9 protein-coding genes are annotated in these 15,102 nt (G+C 73.1%); 7 read left to right on the top strand and 2 right to left on the bottom strand.

The annotated features are described in order from the left end of the window. Window positions 1–28 precede the first annotated feature (28 nt). On the top strand, window positions 29–655 hold the full coding sequence (locus ACFWPQ_RS18130) for a hypothetical protein (RefSeq protein ID WP_384035128.1): 627 nt from the start codon (window positions 29–31) through the stop codon (window positions 653–655). Between the two features lie 229 nt (window positions 656–884). Here ACFWPQ_RS18130 and ACFWPQ_RS18125 read toward each other — a convergent pair whose 3' ends face one another. Next, complete coding sequence (locus tag ACFWPQ_RS18125) at window positions 885–1,505, bottom strand: hypothetical protein (protein ID WP_361303649.1); 621 nt, start codon at window positions 1,503–1,505, stop codon at window positions 885–887. A 286-nt stretch (window positions 1,506–1,791) separates the two neighbouring features. Next, entirely contained in the window at window positions 1,792–3,957 is a 2,166-nt protein-coding gene (locus ACFWPQ_RS18120; RefSeq protein WP_384035125.1) for a RecQ family ATP-dependent DNA helicase, read from the bottom strand. A 131-nt stretch (window positions 3,958–4,088) separates the two neighbouring features. Between ACFWPQ_RS18120 and ACFWPQ_RS18115 the strand changes: the two genes are divergently transcribed. The 6 genes from ACFWPQ_RS18115 to ACFWPQ_RS18090 all read left to right on the top strand — a co-directional run bounded on the left by ACFWPQ_RS18115 (window position 4,089) and on the right by ACFWPQ_RS18090 (window position 15,047). Continuing rightward, entirely contained in the window at window positions 4,089–5,612 is a 1,524-nt protein-coding gene (locus tag ACFWPQ_RS18115; protein WP_384035123.1) for a DUF4192 domain-containing protein, read from the top strand. A 606-nt stretch (window positions 5,613–6,218) separates the two neighbouring features. Beyond that, window positions 6,219–8,138: a glycogen debranching N-terminal domain-containing protein gene (locus tag ACFWPQ_RS18110; RefSeq protein ID WP_384035398.1), complete on the top strand. Its 1,920-nt coding sequence runs from the start codon at window positions 6,219–6,221 to the stop codon at window positions 8,136–8,138. Between the two features lie 201 nt (window positions 8,139–8,339). Continuing rightward, a complete protein-coding gene (locus ACFWPQ_RS18105; RefSeq protein WP_089104332.1) occupies window positions 8,340–9,098 on the top strand; it encodes an NUDIX domain-containing protein in 759 nt (252 codons plus the stop codon). Between the two features lie 79 nt (window positions 9,099–9,177). Then, window positions 9,178–11,931, top strand: coding sequence for an ATP-binding cassette domain-containing protein (locus tag ACFWPQ_RS18100; protein ID WP_384035120.1), 2,754 nt, complete (start codon window positions 9,178–9,180; stop codon window positions 11,929–11,931). Window positions 11,932–12,093: 162 nt separating this feature from the next. Beyond that, complete coding sequence (locus tag ACFWPQ_RS18095) at window positions 12,094–12,981, top strand: FadR/GntR family transcriptional regulator (protein WP_384035117.1); 888 nt, start codon at window positions 12,094–12,096, stop codon at window positions 12,979–12,981. A gap of 509 nt (window positions 12,982–13,490) precedes the next feature. Then, on the top strand, window positions 13,491–15,047 hold the full coding sequence (locus tag ACFWPQ_RS18090) for an RNA polymerase sigma factor (protein ID WP_384035114.1): 1,557 nt from the start codon (window positions 13,491–13,493) through the stop codon (window positions 15,045–15,047). Window positions 15,048–15,102 lie beyond the last annotated feature (55 nt).

The following is a 15,102-nucleotide window of genomic DNA, read 5'->3' as shown; positions in this document are numbered from 1 at the left end:
TGCACCAACGTTTGATAAATATCAGCTCATGCCTCTCATTCCCGAGGAGCCTCAGATTCACGAGAGTGCCCAGGGTCCCCGCGCCACTCCGGCCACCGGCCGTACCGCGCCGACCCCTCGTCCCGTACCCGGCCCCCGTCCCGCGGCTCCGTCGCGTCCCGGTCGTCCCGGCCCTGTGCGGCCCACGCCGCCGGTACAGCGCGCGCCGCGTGACGTGGCCAAGCCAGGCTCGTCCGGCCCGGCCGTCCCCGCCGCGACAGCGGCGGCCCCGCAGATCCAGCTGATCCCGGCCACGGTCGAGAGCGCTCTCGACGCTGCCGAGGAAGCAGTGGACCTGCTCCTGGAATCGGGTCGTGCCCCCGGCGACGTGCTGGTGATCACCACCGGCGCGCAGCACCCGTGGGCCGACCACGAACTGTCCTTCGGCGAAGCCTCCTACTGGGCCCAGCACGACGCGGGCGACGACGTCTTCTACATGGACGCCGCCGTCGCCTCCCGTGCCGGGACCCGCTCGGTGGTGGTCGTCGCCGTCAACGGCGGCCCCGACACCGTCGCCGCCACCGCCCTGCCGCTGGCCCTCTCCCGGGCCGGCGCCCTGCTGATCGTCTGCGGCGACCCGCAGCACATCAACTCGGTGTTGGGCGCGGGCGTCTGAGCTGTCTCCGGCGCCTCCGGGACTCCGGAGGTACCGAAGGAGCCGTGGCGGTGACTCGCAAGGTGGTGCCTTTGGCATGCCCGGACCACGGGTGGGTGCCACCGCCCGTCGTGGGGTGAAGCGTGACCGTCCGGCGCGCCGCAGGTCATGGCGCCGCACACCAGGTCCAGGGCACCGTGCCCGGCGGAGCGTGCCCGGCCCGGATGTCCCCCTTGCGGGGGCCGGTGGCTCAGCGGGCGGCCGCGCGGCGCAGTACCTCGGAGACGGCGCCTCCGGTACGCGGCGACAGTGGCGGGGCCTCCGACAGGGCGAAGGGTTCGGGAGGCGAGTCGGCGTTGGGGCGCCGCCCGCCGCGGCCCTCGCCGAGCACCTGCCAGCCGTCGTGCGTCAGCGTGATGTAGGACCCGCAGCGCAGCCCGTGCAGAGTGCAGGCGTCCCGCAGCCCCCACATCCAGGCACCGTCCTCCTCAGTCCAACGCGCGTCCCCGTCGCGGCAGTAGAGCAGTACGGCGGTCCGCACCGGGGTGCGGCGGCGCAGGTCGTGCGGGATGACCCGGCGCAACTGGGCCAGCAGCGCGTTACGGAACATCCAGCCGTCGGCCGGGGCCGAGCGCCGACCGAAGGAGGCACTGGCACACAGCCGTTCCTCCGGATCGAGGACGGCGACGACCGCGGTGCCCGGACGGGGGCGATGCCGGGCATGCAGGCCGCTGACGACCTCACGGGGGTTGCGCAGCAGCGGTATTCCGGCGTCGGCCCACTCCGCGGGCTCGAGCAGACGACTGGCGGAAGCGGCGGACGCGGACGTCGACAACGATGCCGCCGAGGACGGAGCGAATCCGAAGGTCACGTTCCTCCCTTCGGCTACGCGCCCACACTGCGGGCGAGATCGGATTCGGGGCCGCGCGCACCGCAGCAAAGCCCAACCGGATCACGGACGAGCCGTGCGGGGAGCGGACCTCAATTCTTCCTGTCGAACTTGGATGCGGCAACGAGCAAATGGGGCCACCGACTGTTATCTGGTGGTCCGTGGCTTATATCCCTACCCGTTGAGGCGTCCGGCGACCCCTGGGACGTTCGAGCGCGGCACGTTCGTGCGCCGCACCCGATCCCGTATTCGAACAGCAGCGGGCCGGTCAGCCCTGCACGGCGAGGACCAGCGGCAACACCCCGCGCGCTCCGGACCTGCGGAGCATCCGAGCCGCAACCCCCAGGGTCCAGCCGGTCTCGGTGAAGTCGTCCACCAGCAGGACCGGTCCCTGGACCTCGGCGAGAGCGGTGGCGAGGCCGGGCGGCACGGTCAGCGCACCGTCGAGGGCCTTGAGGCGCTGGGCGCTGTTGCTGCGCGAGACCCGTGGCGCGTCGCCCGCGTACTCCACGGAACCCAGCAGGGGCAGTCTGCCGACCTCCGCGATGCGCGCGCCCAGCGACTGGATGAGCCGGGGCCTGGAGCGCGAGGCGACGGTGACGACGCCCACGGGGCGCGGCTGTGCGTCGGCCGCACCAGGAGCCCAGCCGCCGGGCCCTTTCGCCCAGTCGGCCAGCACCTCCACCACGGCACGGGCGACATCGTCCGGCACGGGCGCGTCCGCGGCCTGGGGAGCGAGCAGCGGTCGTAGCCGATTGCCCCAGCCGATGTCCGACAACCGTCCCAAGGCCCGCCCCGCCGACGCCTGTTCACCGGCCGGAATACGTCCCCTGAGATCGATGCCGATCGCCGGCAGCCCGGTCGGCCACATCCGGCGGGGCTCCACCTCGACGCCCGCGCGGCCCAGATCGACCCGCGCCGCATCCAGCGCGGCCGAAGAGGTGTCGGCCGCGAAGCGGGGCCGCGCGCAGTTGTCGCAGCGGCCGCAGGGCTTCGCGCCCTCGTCGTCCAACTGGCGTTGCAGAAACTCCATCCGGCAGTCCGACGTGGCCGCATACGCGCGCATCGCCTGCTGCTCGGCCTCGCGCTGCCGCGCCACCCAGGCATAACGCTCCGCGTCGTACGTCCACGGCTGCCCGGTCGCGACCCAGCCGCCCTTGACCCGCCTGACCGCGCCGTCCACGTCGAGAACCTTCAGCATGGACTCCAGCCGGGAGCGGCGCAGCTCCACCAGCGGCTCCAGCGCCGGCAGAGACATGGGGCCGCCGGCCCGGGAGAGGACATCCAGGGTGCGCCGCACCAGGTCCTCCGACGGGAAGGCGAGCGAGGCGAAGTAGGCCCAGATCGCCTCGTCCTCCCGGCCCGGCAGCAGCAGTACCTCGGCGTGCTCGACACCGCGGCCCGCGCGGCCCACCTGCTGGTAGTAGGCGATGGGGGAGGAGGGCGAGCCGAGGTGCACCACGAACCCGAGGTCGGGCTTGTCGAAGCCCATACCGAGCGCGGAGGTGGCGATCAGCGCCTTGACCCGGTTGCCGAGCAGGTCGTCCTCGGCCTGTTGCCGGTCGGCGTTCTCCGTCTTCCCCGTGTACGGCGCCACGGCGTGCCCGCGCTGCCGCAGGAAGGCGGTGACCTCCTCGGCAGCGGCCACGGTGAGCGTGTAGACGATGCCGGAACCCGGCAGTTCGTCCAGGTGGTCCGCGAGCCAGGCCATCCGGTGCGCGGCGTCCGGCAGTCGCAGCACGTTCAGGCTGAGGCTCTCCCGGTCCAGCGGACCGCGCAGCACCAGCGCGTCCGAGGTGCCGCCGGTGCCGAGCTGCTCCGCCACGTCGGCGGTCACGCGCGCGTTGGCCGTGGCGGTGGTCGCCAGGACCGGCACCCCCGGCGGCAGGTCGGCCAGCATCGTGCGCAGCCGCCGGTAGTCGGGCCGGAAGTCGTGGCCCCAGTCCGAGATGCAGTGGGCCTCGTCCACGACGAGCAGCCCGGTCGCCGCGGCGAGCTTGGGCAGGACCTGGTCGCGGAAGTCCGGGTTGTTGAGCCGCTCCGGGGACACGAGGAGGACGTCGACCTCACCGGCCGCGATCTCCGTCTGGATCGACTCCCAGTCCTCCGTGTTGGACGAGTTGATGGTGCGGGCGTGGATGCCGGCCCGGGCCGCGGCCTCCACCTGGTTGCGCATGAGCGCGAGCAGCGGGGAGACGATCACCGTCGGGCCGCTGCCCGAGGCCCGCAGCAGCGAGGTCGCCACGAAGTACACCGCGGACTTGCCCCAGCCGGTGCGCTGGACGACCAGGGCCCGGCGCCGGTCTGCGACCAGCGCCTCGATCGCCCGCCACTGGTCCTCGCGCAGCCGGGCGGTGCCCGTGTCGTCCCCGACGAGACGGGCGAGGACGGCGTCCGCCCGGGCCCGGAGTTCCGCGTTGCTCGTGTGCTCCATGCGCCCCATACAACAGGACGGGACCGACAGCCGTGCGGGCCTGTGGACACGGGAGTCGGCTTTGGCGTGTCCCTGATTTGACTTATCCACAGGCCAAACCGGAATCACGAGATCCGCGAGATCGTCTGCGTATGACGAATCACAGCGAAACCACCGGACCCTCCGAAAGCGGCGACGTCACCCGAGGCGCGGTTCCTCTCGGGCTATCCGCCCACGACACCCAGGTCACCCTGCGCACCCCGGCCGAACTGGCGGACGCCCTCCCCTACCTGTTGGGGTACCGCCCCGAGGACAGCATGGTGCTGGTGGCCCTCCGCGACCGCGCCGGCCGCGGCCGCTTCGGTGGCCGGGCCCGGCTCGGCATCCCCTCGAACAAGGACGACTGGGAGTCGGCAGTACGCCAGCTCGTACAGGGCCTGGTGACCGGAGGCGAGCGCCGGGGAGTCAGGCCCGAGCAGATGGTCGCCTACGTGTGCCAGGAACCGGCACCCGGCGAATCGGGCCGGGACGTGATGCGCCGGCTCATGCCACTGGCCCAGCTGCTGCGCACCGAGTGCGGTCGGCTCGACGTGCCCGTGATCGAGGCACTGTGTGTCTCGGACGGCCGCTTCTGGTCCTATTGCTGCCCGACCGAGGAATGCTGCCCGCCCGACGGCGCCCCCATGGGCCTGCCCGGCACCTCCGTGCTCGCGGCCGCCGCCACCTACGCCGGGATCCAGGTGCGCGGCAGCCTGCGGGAGCTGCGGGCCAGGCTGCTCCCCTGGGAGACCGGCGCCGTGGAGCAGGAGATCGCCCTCGACAGCGCCGGAATGGCACTCGTGCCCCGCATCCTCGACGACGCCTTCCGGGCGGAAGTGGCCGAGGAGACCATCACCCTCGCCGGGAGGGTCATCGACCGGTACGCCGGTGCCACCCCCGTGTCCGGCACCCACCAGGCGGATCTCCGTGACGACGCCCTGCTCTCCCACGAAGAGGCGGCGACGCTGATTCTCGGACTGCAGGACCGAACGACCCGCGACCGCGCCGCCGCATGGATGGAGGGCGACGAGGCCGGACCGGCCCTGCGCCTGTGGCGAGCCCTGGCCCGCCGCTGCGTCGGCCCGTACGGCGAACACGCCGCCGCTCCCCTCACCCTGGCGGGCTGGGTCGCCTGGTCGAGCGGTGACGACCTGGAGGCACGGGAGGCCCTGGCGATGGCCCTGGGCGCGGACCCCGACTACCTCTTCGCCCGGCTGCTCCACCAGGCCTGCAACGAGGGCTTGGACCCGGAGTCGATCCGTCGCTGCCTGCGCAGGGAGCGCACGGAAGGTACGGACCGCGTACCGGCGGACGGCACGGCAACGGCTGGTGACACCGGTCCACTCCACCCCGCCGGCGCCGCCCCCGACCCCGCCGACGGGCGGGCCGCCGCGTCCGACACCCGCCGTCGTCGCCGCCCGCGTACCGCAGACCCCGCCGACGACCGCAGGCCGCGGTCGGAGGGCACCCGGCCTCGACCGGCGGGCTCGGAGCGCACCCGCCCTGGTTCGTCCCGGCCGGGTGGCACGCGCACGCGTGCGGCGAAGAAGGCGGAGCCGAGTGGGACAGGGGGCGGCGACCGGACCACGCCCGGGGGCGGGCGGCCCGGGGACAGCCCCAACGAGAGGGACGAATGAACGGGGGACGATCATGGCCGGGCGGCCGGGCGGCCGGGCGGGTGGACCTGGGCCGGTGGTGTCGGCCGCTGGGCCCGGGACCTCTTCCGAGGGGAGCGGCGCCGCGATCGCTCGCCCAGCGGCGGGCATCGGACCGGCCTGTCGGACCTGGGTGTCAACAGCCACAGCCACAGCCACAGCCGCGGGCGCAGCCACAGCCACAGCCACGGGCGCAGGCGCAGGCCGGCGGGGCCGAACGACGTAGCACAGCCCCGGCATTCGATCGGCTTCGGCCGGCGGGGGCGTGACCAGGAGGAGTCCCTTTCCGTTCACCTGAGTGGCGGAACTCCTGGACGGGCCGTGCCGCCGACCGTCCCCCCGGAGCCCTCCGTCCGGCGCCCGGCACAGCACAGGCGCACAGCGCGCAGAAGAGGCCTCCCCATGCATCAGCCGACTCCGCCCTCCACCGCCGCCGACAACCGCCGACTGCGGGACGGCCCGCCCTGGCCCCCGCCGGCGGAGGGCGGCCCGGCGCAGCCACGCAGCCGCGCCCCCCGACCCGCCCCCTCCCGGCCCGTTCCCCCGGGCCCGGGGCGCGCCGGCGGGCTGCCGCCCACGCACACCGCCATGATCTGCGTCGCGTTGCCCGGTCTCGCCATCTCCACGGAAGACGGTCAGTTGACCGGCCAGGGCCTGGAGGGGTTCTACCGCGCGGGCCGGCGGCTGCTCGCGCGCTGCCAGGTCCGTGTCGCAGGCCGCGAACCGCTCGCGGTGCAGGCCCGGATGACGGGGCCGGACTCCGCCCGCTTCGTCGGCACGCTCCGGGCCTCCCCGGGGGCGGGACCGGATCCGGACGTCGTCGTGGAACGGATCCGGCACGCCGACGGCACGGAGCGCATCACCTTGCGCAACTGCGCACTCCACCCGCTGCGCCTGCCGCTGGAGACGGCCCTGGGCACGGACCTGGCCGACCTGAGCGCCATCGCCTCCGGCACCCCGGGACCCGAACTTCCGGCCAGTGTCCACGACTCCGGCCTGCGGTGGACCACCCCCAGCGGCAACGCGTCGGTCACGGCGGACCCGTCACCCTCCGATGCGCTCGCCTCGGCGGGACTGCTGCGCTGGGAGTTCGAACTGCCACCAGGCGGAACGGCGACTGTGGAGTTGCGGGTCCGCCCGGACGGTGCGGGCCCCCTGCGCGCGGTGGGACGTGCCGCGACCAGCCCGCTGGCACCGGCCCGGGCCGCGGGCGACGACCCGAGGGCCACGGCGCTGCTCAGCAAGAGCATCGAGGACCTCCAGGCGCTGCTGCTCCGCGACCCAGCACACCCCTCCGACAGCTACCTCGCCGCCGGGGCGCCCTGGCGCTGCGGTCTGTCCCCGGCCGAGGCACTCGCCGCCGCCCGGATGACCCTGCCCCTCGGTACCCGCCTCGCCGCAGGAACACTGCGCACCCTGGCCCGCACCCAACTCCGCGGTCCGGGACCGCGGACCGGCATGATCCCCGGCCCGCGCCGGGACGCCGGAGCACACCTGCCCCCGGGCTGCACGGGTACGGAGGCCACCCTGCTCTTCCCCGTCCTGCTGGCGGAGGCCCGCCGCTGGGGACTACCGGAACAGGAGACGCGGGAACTGCTGCCCGCCGCCGAGCGCTGCCTGACCTGGCTGCGTACCACAGCGGGCGACCGGACCTACCTCTGCGACCCGCAGCCCGGCGGCCCCGTGCGCGGTGAGACCCAGGCCCACGCCCACCGCGCCGCCCTGCTCGGTGCCGACCTTCTCGACTCCTGCGACCGGCCCGGCGGTGCCGGGCTGCGGCAGTGGGCCGCGGAGCTGAGGAAGGCGTTCCGGGCGGACTTCTGGGTCGACGAGCGAGGCGGTGGCCGTCCCGCGGCGGCCCTGACCCCGGACGGCCGCCCCCTGGTCCAACTCGGCTCGACCACCGTCCACCTTCTCGACACCGGCCTGCTCGGCGCGGGCGAACTGGCCGTCGGCCTGCTCGACAGGGTGCAGACCGAGCAACTGGCCCGGCTGCTCGGCGGACCCGCCATGGACTCGGGGTGGGGGCTGCGCGGCCTGGGAGCCAAGGAGACGGGTCACAGCCCGTTCGGACATCGGTCCGGCGCCGTCCGGGTCCAGGAGACGGCACTGGCCGTCGCAGGGCTGGCAGCCGCGGGCTACGAGAGGGAGGCGGGCGGGCTGCTGCGCGGCCTGCTGGCGGCGGCCGAGCACTTCCGTCACCGGCTGCCGGAGATGTTCGCCGGCGAGCAGCGCTCCGAGGGCAGTGCTCCCCTTCCGCACCCCGCGGCCTGCCGTCCGGCCGCCACGGCCGCTGCCGCCGGGGTTCTGCTCCTCACCGCGCTCGCCGGCATCCGCCCCGACGCCCCGGCAGGAACCGTCACCCTCCGCCCGGTCCACAGCGCGCCCCTCGGCGAACTCGGCCTGACCGGACTGAGGGTGGCCGGCGCGCCCTTCTCGGTACGGGTCAGCCGGCTCGGTCTGGCCATGGTCGAGGAGGCTGCGGACGGCCTGCAGCTGGGGGTGTGAGCTTACGACTGGAGATGTGAGCTCTTGCCGGGAGAGGAGCAGCGGGTTCGGCGTCACAGCCGCGACGAGACGAAAGGGCGGCCGAACGGAGAACGCGTGCGGGAGCGAACCGGGGGCGCATGCCCGGAGCGAAGTGGATCAGCCGTCCGAGTGAGCACCGAAGGGAGTGTTTATCGTCAGGCAGACGACTATGATCACCGCATGCCCTACGACCCGTCAGCCTTTCCGCCGTTCGCCGTCACCGTGGACCTGGTCGTGCTGACCGTGCGCCGCCATGCCCTGTGCGCGTTGGCGGTACGCAGAGGCGAGTCGCCGTTCCAGGGGCGCTGGGCGCTGCCGGGCGGCTTCGTGCGGGCCGACGAGGACCTTTCGCAGGCGGCGGCACGGGAACTCGCGGAGGAGACCGGGCTGCGGGCCCATGACCCCGACGCCCCCGCCCAGGAGGGCGGAGCCCACCTGGAGCAACTGGCGACCTACGGTGACCCCAAGCGCGACCCCCGGATGCGCGTGGTCAGTGTCGCCCACCTCGCTCTGGCCCCCGACCTCCCCGCGCCGCGCGCGGGCGGTGACGCAAGCAACGCGCGCTGGGCGCCGGTGGGGGAACTGCTCGCGCAGGGCGGCTACGGCCGGGACGGCGAGCCCGTCGCACCGCTCGCCTTCGACCACGCCCAGATTCTGTCCGACGGTGTGGAACGGGCCCGATCCAAGATCGAATACTCGTCCCTGGCCACCGCGTTCTGCCCGCCGGAGTTCACGGTCGGCGAGCTGCGCCGGGTCTACGAGGCGGTGTGGGGTGTGGCGCTCGACCCGCGCAACTTTCATCGCAAGGTGACGGGCACCCCCGGCTTCCTGGTCCCCACCGGCGGTACGACCACCCGCCAGGGCGGCCGCCCGGCCCAGCTCTTCCGGGCCGGCGGGGCCACTCTGCTCAACCCACCGATGCTGCGGCCCGAGGTGTGACCGCCGACAGCGCGAACTCGCTCAGGATTAAACCCTTCTATACCTGGAAAAACGGTCATTCCGCGCTATCTTCCCTAAGGTGATCCAGGCCTTCGGACTGACCAGCAACCCCCGCAAGGCGCACCCGCCCGCCGTCGACGATGTGACCTTCGAAGCGGGCGAGCGCCGCATCACCGCACTCCTGGGCGAGGCGGGCGCGGGCAAGACCACGGCGCTCAGACTGATGCTCGAACTCCAACAGGGTCGTGGGCTCACCTACTTCAGAGGCTGTCCCCTGCACCGCATCGCCCACCCCTCCCGTGAGGTCGGCGTGCTCCTCGGCGATGTCCCCGGCCATCCGTCCCGCTCCGTCCGCGGTCATCTGCGCATGCTGTGCGCTGCGACCGGGGTGCCGGCCCGGCGCGCCGACGAAGTCCTCGAAGCGGTCGGGCTCGTCAGCCTGCGCGAGGAGCGCCTGGGCACGCTGTCGCACGGCATGGACCGCCGACTCGGGCTGGCCTGCGCCCTTCTCCCCGACCCGCACGCCCTCGTCCTTGACGAACCCACGGACGGCCTCCCCGCCCGTGAGGCCCACTGGCTGCACCGCATGCTCCGGGAACACGCGGCACAGGGCGGCACGGTCCTGTTCACCACCGCCGACCCCAAGGAGGCCGCCCGCGCCGCCGACCGGGTCGTCACCCTGGAGGCCGGCAGGCTCGTCGCGGACCAGGAGGCCGGCGAGTTCGCCCGCACCCGGCTCCGCCCACGCGTCGCCGTCCGCAGCCCCCACGCCGCCCGGCTCGCCGCCGTCCTCAGCAAGGAAGCCCGCACCGACCACCGCTCGGTGGAGGTGGTCCGGGAAGACGGCAACCGACTCTCCGTGTACGGCAGTACGACCGCCGAAGTCGGCGAGACCGCCTTCCGGCACGGCATCCTGGTCCACCAACTCGCGGACGAGACAGGCGACATGGGTCCGGGCGCCGGGGCGGAACCGCTGACGGCCGAGGTGCCGGAGGCAGTACGGCGGGAGCCGGACCCCGGGGAGCCGGGCGCGGCGGACGAGGGACGGCCGACGCACGAGCGGCGGCGCGGCGAGGACGGAGGTGAGGGCGAGCAGACCACGGCGGCCGGTGCCCGGCCGGCGTATCCGCAGCGAGCCGTTGAAGAGACTCCTTGTGCCGGCAGGCAGGACGCGCCGCGCGCGGACCGGCGCACGGACGCGGACGCGCCGACGGTCACCCCGCAGCCGAGGGCGGAGCTGGGCCGCTCGCAGCCCGCGACCGTCCCGAGCTCCGTACGGCAGCCGCGCGCCGCCGGCCAGGAGCAGGGCCGAAGCCGGTCGGCGGCCGACGTGGAACCCTCCGGCGCGGCCCAACAGCAACCCTCCGGCACCGCTGCGGAGCTCACCGACAACCCGGCCGTCGCGCCACTGCCTGTGACCCCGGACGCCGAGCTCTCCGCCCGCACGCGGCACACCGACCAGTTGGCCCTTCCGGCGACTGCCAAGCCTCCGGCCGCTTCCGCACTGGCCAAGCCGTCGGCCTCCCTCGGCTCCGCCGAGCCCTCCGGTCATGCCGGGTCGACCAGGACAGCGCCCGCCGTCCCCGTCCCCGCTCAGCCGCCCGCCGCCACTTCCGCCCAGTCGCTGACCCGGGCGGCGTCCGTGGAAGCCGCGGTGCCCGTCGAAGCCCTGACGGCCCACTCGCCGTCTCACGCCGTCCCTGCCGTCCCTGCCGAAAGCACCGAGGCCCGGCCGTCGACCCGCGCGCTCCCCGTCGAAGAACCGGCCGCGCAGCCCCCGACGCGCGCCGTGTCCGCGGCAGCCGTCGGCGATGAGCCGGCGAGCCGCGCCGTAACCGCCGACGCCCCCGTAGACCGGCCGCCCGCTCACGCCGGCCCCGCCAAGGCCCCGGCCGTGCAGCCGTCCGCCGGGCACCCGCAGCCGGGGTCGCGGCCCCGCAAGGCTTCCCCGGTGGCCGGCGAGGTGTCGGCCTCGACCCCTGGCGGTACCGCGCACCGGGACGAAGCCGTCGGCGATCTGGATCCGCTGTCCCCGCTTCCGCCCCCCATCTGCGTCCGCCCCGCCCCCAGCCCCCTCCGCCCCCTGCGCTACGAACTCCGCCGGGCCGCCGGGATCGGTGCCGGCTTCCTCACCTGCGGTGCCGTGCTGCTGCTGTCCGCCCTCACCGCCGTGCTGCTGGCCCGGGTCGGGCACACCCCACAGGCCCGGCTGTTCGCGGCCTGGCCGCGGGAGCTGCCGCTGCCCCCGGCGGCGCTCGGCGCGGGACTGCTGGGGGCGCTGGCCTTCGGGGACGAGTTCCGCCACCCCGCGCTGGCGGCGGACCGCGGCACCGTGCCCCGCCGGCTGGGGCTGCTCACCGCGAAACTGCTGGTCTCCGGAGCGACCGCGGTCCTGCTCTCGTTCCTCACCCTGGGCTGCGACGCCGAAGTGCTCTACCTCGTCTACGGCCGGGAGCTCGCTCAGGTTCCCGCCGACTGGTTCCCGCTGACCGCGAGTTGGTTCGGGCTGGTCGTCGGCTGCGCCTGGGCCGGCGTACTGGCGGCGGGTGTCTTCCGGTCCACCACGGGCGGTCTCGCCGCGGTGCTCGCCGTACCCGTACTCGTCGTGCCGGTCGTACACAAGGCTGTGCAGGGTACGGGGGTACGGATGGCCGCCGGACTCCCTGATCGGATGCGGGAACTGTTCCTGCTGAAGTGGCCCTTCGGGGGAGAGCGCTATCTGGTCGGAGCGGCCCGGGTGCTGGCCCAACCCGTCGGTGGTGCGCTGGCGTTGTCGCTGGCCGCGCTGCTCTGCGCGTATCTGTTCAGCACCCTGCGGGCCAGGGTCCGATGACCGCGGACCGGGCGCTCCTGATCCCGCCGTGTGCACAACTCCCCGCAGAAAGCCCATTTCTTTCCGATAAGGCGTCAATTGCGACGGGGTGAGCGATCACCCTTTCGTGTGCTTTTCACCAAAGACCTCAAGGGAGTTGGAGGCAGCGCCGACAAAGGATCCGTGAGTACCCTTGCGCACACCATGATGACCGCCGCCCGCTCCGCAGACTCTGGTCTGGTCGGCCCGGGCGAACTCGACCGCTACCCGTATGCGGAGGTCCCCGCCGCCGATCGTGTGGGCACGCCCTCCTGGGAGGGCGCGGATCCGGAGCTGGGCCGTGTGGGCCGGCGCGCCGCGGGCAGCCGCGGCCGCGGACTGCACGGCCAACTCGTCCAGCAGCTGGGTCAGATGATCGTCTCCGGCGACCTGGGCGCGGACCGCCCCCTGGTTCCCGAGGAGATCGGCCAGCGTTTCGAGGTCTCCCGCACCGTCGTCCGTGAATCCCTCCGGGTGCTGGAGGCCAAGGGCCTGGTCAGCGCCCGCCCGAACGTCGGCACGCGCGTGCGTCCCGTCAGCGACTGGAACCTCCTCGACCCGGACATCATCGAGTGGCGGGCCTTCGGGCCGCAGCGGGACGACCAGCGCCGTGAGCTCAGCGAGCTGCGCTGGACGATCGAGCCGCTCGCCGCCCGCCTCGCGGCCGGGCACGGGCGTGAGGACGTCCAGCAGCGCCTGTGCGACATGGTCGAGATCATGAGTCACGCCATGGCGCAGGGTGATGCGCTGACCTTCTCGCGCGCCGACGCCGAGTTCCACTCGCTGCTCATCCAGATCGCGGGCAACCGCATGCTGGAGCACCTCTCCGGCATCGTGTCGGCGGCGCTCCAGGTGTCCGGTGGCCCGGTCACCGGCTGTGAGCGGCCGAACGAGACGTCCCTGGCCCAGCACGCGCGGATCGTCGACGCGCTCGGCACCGGCGACGGCACCGCGGCCGAGTCGGCGATGCGTCAGCTGCTGACCATCCACCCCGAGGTGGAGCGCGTGGTGCCCGCACCGCGCGAGCACTGACCCGCGTCGAGAGCGGTGTGCTCGGTCACTGTCGCGTGCTCGGGGCGCCGTCGGTCCGGGAGCCCGCGTCCGCCGTCGGCCGCCGCCGGACCCCGCCGGATCCCTTGAGGCTCCGGCGGCGCGACGGGGTCGACGGGGTGCGTGGCGACCGGTCGCGCGACAGGTTCCGCAGCGGTCGTACGATCGGCTCTGTAGCTGCCCCGTGGCAGGCTCCGCGGCGGTCCGAACGGCCCGGAGAGATCATCAACGGCAACCTCTGTCTACATCTGACCGTTTTTGAACGCTTACGGGGTGTGACTCGGGCCACGTAGATTGGGCGTAACGCTCTTGCGAACAACGCGATGACCTAAGAGGTGACAGCCGCGGAGGGAATACGGACGCCATTCATGGCGCTGTGAATCTTCCCGGCCCCCCGCCCGCGCCGTCGGCCCATCCCCAAGCCGGCGGTCGGCTCCAGTCCGTCCCGGACGGGGCCGGAAGCCGTTTTCCAACGTTCCGAGAGGTTGTTCGTGTCGGCCAGCACATCCCGTACGCTCCCGCCGGAGATCGCCGAGTCCGTCTCTGTCATGGCTCTCATTGAGCGGGGAAAGGCTGATGGGCAGATCGCCGGCGACGATGTGCGTCGGGCCTTCGAAGCTGACCAGATTCCGGCCACTCAGTGGAAGAACGTACTGCGCAGCCTCAACCAGATCCTTGAGGAAGAGGGTGTGACGCTGATGGTCAGTGCCGCGGAGCCCAAGCGCACCCGTAAGAGCGTCGCAGCGAAGAGTCCGGCCAAGCGCACCGCCACCAAGACGGTCGCGGCGAAGACGGTGACCACCAGGAAGGCCACCGCCACGGCCGCCCCCGCCGTGGCGTCCGCCGCCGTTGCCGACGACCCGGCCGAGGAGGTGGCGCCCGTGAAGAAGGCCGTTGCCAAGAAGGCCGCCCCCACCGCGAAGAAGGCGGCTGCGAAGAAGACCGCGACCGCCGCCGCCAAGAAGACGGTGGCCAAGAAGACCGCCGCCAAGAAGGACGACGCCGAGATTCTTGAGGACGAGGTTCTCGAGGAGGTCAAGGCGGGCGCCGAGGAGCCCGAGGGCACCGAGAGCGCGGGCTTCGTGCTGTCCGACGAGGACGAGGACGACGCGCCGGCGCAGCAGGTCGCCGCGGCCGGTGCCACCGCCGACCCGGTCAAGGACTACCTCAAGCAGATCGGCAAGGTCCCCCTGCTCAACGCCGAGCAGGAGGTCGAGCTCGCCAAGCGCATCGAGGCCGGTCTGTTCGCCGAGGACAAGCTGGCCAACGCCGACAAGCTGGCCCCGAAGCTCAAGCGTGAGCTGGAGATCATCGCCGAGGACGGCCGCCGCGCCAAGAACCACCTCCTGGAGGCCAACCTCCGTCTGGTGGTCTCCCTGGCCAAGCGCTACACCGGCCGCGGCATGCTCTTCCTGGACCTCATCCAGGAGGGCAACCTCGGTCTGATCCGAGCGGTCGAGAAGTTCGACTACACCAAGGGCTACAAGTTCTCCACGTACGCCACCTGGTGGATCCGCCAGGCGATCACCCGCGCGATGGCCGACCAGGCTCGCACCATCCGTATCCCGGTGCACATGGTCGAGGTCATCAACAAGCTCGCGCGCGTGCAGCGCCAGATGCTCCAGGACCTGGGCCGCGAGCCCACCCCGGAGGAGCTGGCCAAGGAACTCGACATGACCCCGGAGAAGGTCATCGAGGTCCAGAAGTACGGCCGCGAGCCCATCTCCCTGCACACCCCTCTGGGTGAGGACGGCGACAGCGAGTTCGGTGACCTCATCGAGGACTCCGAGGCCGTCGTCCCCGCCGACGCCGTCAGCTTCACGCTGCTCCAGGAGCAGCTGCACTCGGTGCTGGACACCCTGTCCGAGCGCGAGGCCGGCGTCGTGTCCATGCGGTTCGGTCTCACCGACGGTCAGCCGAAGACCCTCGACGAGATCGGCAAGGTCTACGGCGTCACGCGTGAGCGCATCCGCCAGATCGAGTCCAAGACCATGTCGAAGCTGCGCCACCCGTCGCGTTCCCAGGTGCTGCGCGACTACCTCGACTAGGTCGCGGTCGTACGGCGTCGAAGGCCCGGTCCCCTCGCAGGGGAGCCGGGCCTTC

The sequence above is a fragment of the Streptomyces sp. NPDC058464 genome (assembly GCF_042721035.1).
Lineage (GTDB): Bacteria > Actinomycetota > Actinomycetes > Streptomycetales > Streptomycetaceae > Streptomyces.
The sequence above is the reverse complement of the archived record's forward strand: the minus strand, read 5'-3'. Positions and strand labels throughout refer to the sequence as shown.